Here is a 3,134-nt window from a genome sequence, read left to right on the forward strand (position 1 = left end):
CAGCCGGTAGACCTGCGGGCGGGCCTCGATCCCGGCGAGGTAGGTGTCCAGCACGTGCTCGACCCGGTCGCGGCGCTCAAGCGGTTCGGCGAGGGCGGCCCGGATGGCGGCCAGCAGGCCGCTGGTGTGGCGTTCGGTGAGGGCGCCGATCAGGCCGTTCCGGTCGCCGAAGTGCCGGTAGAGGATCGGCTTGGTGATGCCGGCCTCGGCGGCGATGGCGTTCATGCTGGCGCTCGGCCCGTCGCGCTGGATGACCCGGTCGGCGGCGTTGAGCAGTTGCTCGCGGCGGGGCTCTCGGGACATGTGCTGCTCCTCGGGTGCTTCGGGTGGCGTGGGCGTTGACACCGGTTACCAATCAGTAGCAGACTCCCGGCATGTTACCGGAGGTAACACCCTGGTCGGCCGTACCCCTTCCTCGGAGGCAAGCACCATGAGCAGCACGTTCTCGCTGGACCCGGGCGCGGACCAGCTCGCCGTACGCGACTGGCTGCACGGCTTCGCCGCCGACGTGATCCGCCCCGCCGCGGCCGAGTGGGACGAGCGCGAGGAGACGCCCTGGCCGATCATCCAGGAGGCCGCCAAGCTGGGCATCTACTCGCTGGACTTCTACGCGCAGCAGTACTTCGACCCCTCCGGTGTCGGCATCCCGATCGCCATGGAGGAGCTGTTCTGGGGCGACGCGGGCATCGGGCTGTCCATCGTCGGCACCACGCTGGCCGCCGTCGCGGTGCTCGCCAACGGCACCGACGAGCAGATCGGCACCTGGACCCCGCAGATGTTCGGCACCCCGGACGACGTCAAGGTGGCCGCGTTCTGCTCCTCCGAGCCGGACGCCGGCTCCGACGTCTCGGCGCTGCGCACCCGGGCGGTGTACGACCAGGCCAAGGACGAGTGGGTGCTGAACGGCACCAAGACCTGGGCCACCAACGGCGGGATCGCCGCCGTCCACGTCGTGGTCGCCACCGTCGACCCGGAGCTCGGGGCCAAGGGCCAGGCCTCCTTCGTCGTTCCGCCGGGCACCCCGGGGCTGAGCCAGGGCCAGAAGTTCAAGAAGCACGGCATCCGCGCCTCGCACACGGCCGAGGTGGTGCTGGACGGCGTCCGGGTGCCGGGCGGCTGCCTGCTCGGCGGCAAGGAGAAGCTGGACGAGCGGCTGGCCCGGGCCCGCGAGGGCGTCAAGCGCCCGGGCGGCAAGGGCAATGCGGCGATGGCCACCTTCGAGGCTTCCCGCCCGGCCGTCGGCGCGCAGGCGATCGGCATCGCCCGGGCCGCGTACGAGGTGGCGCTGGACTACGCGAGGACCCGCGAGCAGTTCGGCCGGCCGATCATCGACAACCAGGGCGTGGCCTTCCAGCTCGCCGACATGAAGACCCGGATCGACGCAGCCCGGCTGCTGGTGTGGCGGGCGTCCTGGATGGCGGTCAACAACCGGCCGTTCACCGCGGCCGAGGGCTCGATGTCCAAGCTGTACGCGGGCGAGACGGCCAAGTTCGTCACCGCGCAGGCGATGCAGATCCTCGGCGGCAACGGCTTCACCCGGGAGTACCCGGTGGAGCGGATGCACCGGGACAGCGCGATCTACTCGATCTTCGAGGGGACCAGCGAGATCCAGCGGCTGGTCATCGCCCGGGCGATCTCGGGGATGCCGATCCGCTGACTCAGCGTGCCAGCCAGAAGGTGAGCCCGGCGGTGAGGGCGCCCACCGCCGCGCCGACGACCGTCTGCGCGGCGGTGTGGTCCCGCAGCACCACCCGGGACCAGCCGATCAGCGCGACCATCGGGTAGAGCAGCAGCCACAGCGGGCCGAGCGCGATGCCGAGGCAGACCACCGCGCCGCTGGCGACGGCGGTGTGCACGGAGACCTTCCACCAGACGGTGATCACCAGGATCGGGATCAGCGAGGCGAACATCGCCGCCACCATCGCGGTCAGGTCGCCGGGGGCGTCCAGCCCGAGCATCACCGCGAAGCTGGTCAGCACCGAGCCCATGATGAACGGGATGACGGTCAGCCGGCGCTGCCGGTGGCCGACGTGGCGGTCCTCCAGGGTGCCCTTGCGGATGCCGCGCTGGATGAACAGGGTCGGGATGACCGCCGCGAACAGCGCGGCGAAGGCGGCCCAGCCGAGGCCGGTCCAGCCGTAGCGGACGGTGCCCATCAGCAGGCAGACCGCGATGATGACGTTCTTCGGTTCGACGCCGTCGGTGACCCGGCGTGCCCAGATCGTCCGGCTGGTGGGGGCGGCCGTGGCCTCAGCGGACACGGCCTCGCTGGCGGTGGCCTCAGTGGACACGGCCTCGGCGGACACTGCCTCGGTGGTCATGGCCTCGGTGGTCATGGGGGGAGCGCTCCTGGCGGGGTCCGGGTGGCGATTGCCGGACGATCATATTTCCAGGGGTGATCCCGCTTCCCGGGACGGGTGGCTCAGGGCCGCAGCGGGCCCGGAACCGTGGTGGTTCAGAACCGCGCTGGGCGGCCCTCCAGGAAGGCGGCCAGGCCCTCGTGCACGTCCGAGGCCTCCCGCGAGCGGCGCTCCCACGGCTCCAGCGCCTCGGCCGCGTGCTCCTCGGCCGTCCGCCCCGGCGGGGTGGCCAGCGCGGCCTTCACCGCGCCGATGGTCTGGGTCGAGCGGGTGGTCAGCAGCCGGGCGAACTCCAGCGCGGCGGCGTCCAGTTCGGCGTCCGGCAGGACCCGCTCGGCGAGACCCAGCGGCAGTGCGTCCCGGCCGGACACCAACTCCCCGGAGAACAGCAGGTACTTGGCCCGCGCCGGGCCGACCAGCCGGGCCAGCCGCAGGGTCGGCACCGCCGGGTACACCACGCCGAGCTTGGCCGGGGTGATCCCCAGCCGGGCGTCCTCGGCGACGAAACGCAGGTCGCAGGCGACGGCCAGTTGGCAGCCGCCGCCCACGCAGGCGCCGTGCACCACGGCGAGCGTCGGGTGCGGGAACGCCGCCAGCGCCTCCTCGGCGGCCACGTTGATCGCGTGGTAGGCGTCCGCGCGCTGCGGATCGCCGTACACCTCGGCGAGTTCGGTGATGTCCGCGCCGGCGCTGAAGGTGTTCCCGGCGCCGGTCAGCAGCAGGGCGCGCACGCCCTCCTGCTCGGCGAGCCGCCGCAGGACCTCGGGCAGCGCC

The 3,134-nt window shown here is 72.5% G+C and carries 4 protein-coding genes; 1 reads left to right on the forward strand and 3 read right to left on the reverse strand.

All coding sequences use genetic code 11. The features are described from left to right. On the reverse strand, positions 1–303 hold a 303-nt coding region (locus J0670_RS34070; RefSeq protein ID WP_207816204.1), incomplete at its 3' end, for a helix-turn-helix domain-containing protein. Positions 304–430: 127 nt separating this feature from the next. Between J0670_RS34070 and J0670_RS34075 the strand changes: the two genes are divergently transcribed. Then, entirely contained in the window at positions 431–1,657 is a 1,227-nt protein-coding gene (locus J0670_RS34075; RefSeq protein WP_207816213.1) for an acyl-CoA dehydrogenase family protein, read from the forward strand. A gap of 1 nt (position 1,658) precedes the next feature. On the opposite strand, the gene J0670_RS34080 is transcribed toward J0670_RS34075, so the two are convergent. Continuing rightward, the gene (locus J0670_RS34080; protein WP_243437917.1) at positions 1,659–2,336 is read right to left on the reverse strand and encodes a hypothetical protein; all 678 of its coding nucleotides are present in this window, start codon (positions 2,334–2,336) and stop codon (positions 1,659–1,661) included. A 119-nt stretch (positions 2,337–2,455) separates the two neighbouring features. After that, positions 2,456–3,134: enoyl-CoA hydratase/isomerase family protein (locus J0670_RS34085; RefSeq protein ID WP_207816214.1), on the reverse strand; the 679-nt coding region annotated here is incomplete at its 5' end.

The organism is Streptomyces sp. FH025, from assembly GCF_017427025.1.
Classification (GTDB): Bacteria; Actinomycetota; Actinomycetes; order Streptomycetales; family Streptomycetaceae; genus Kitasatospora.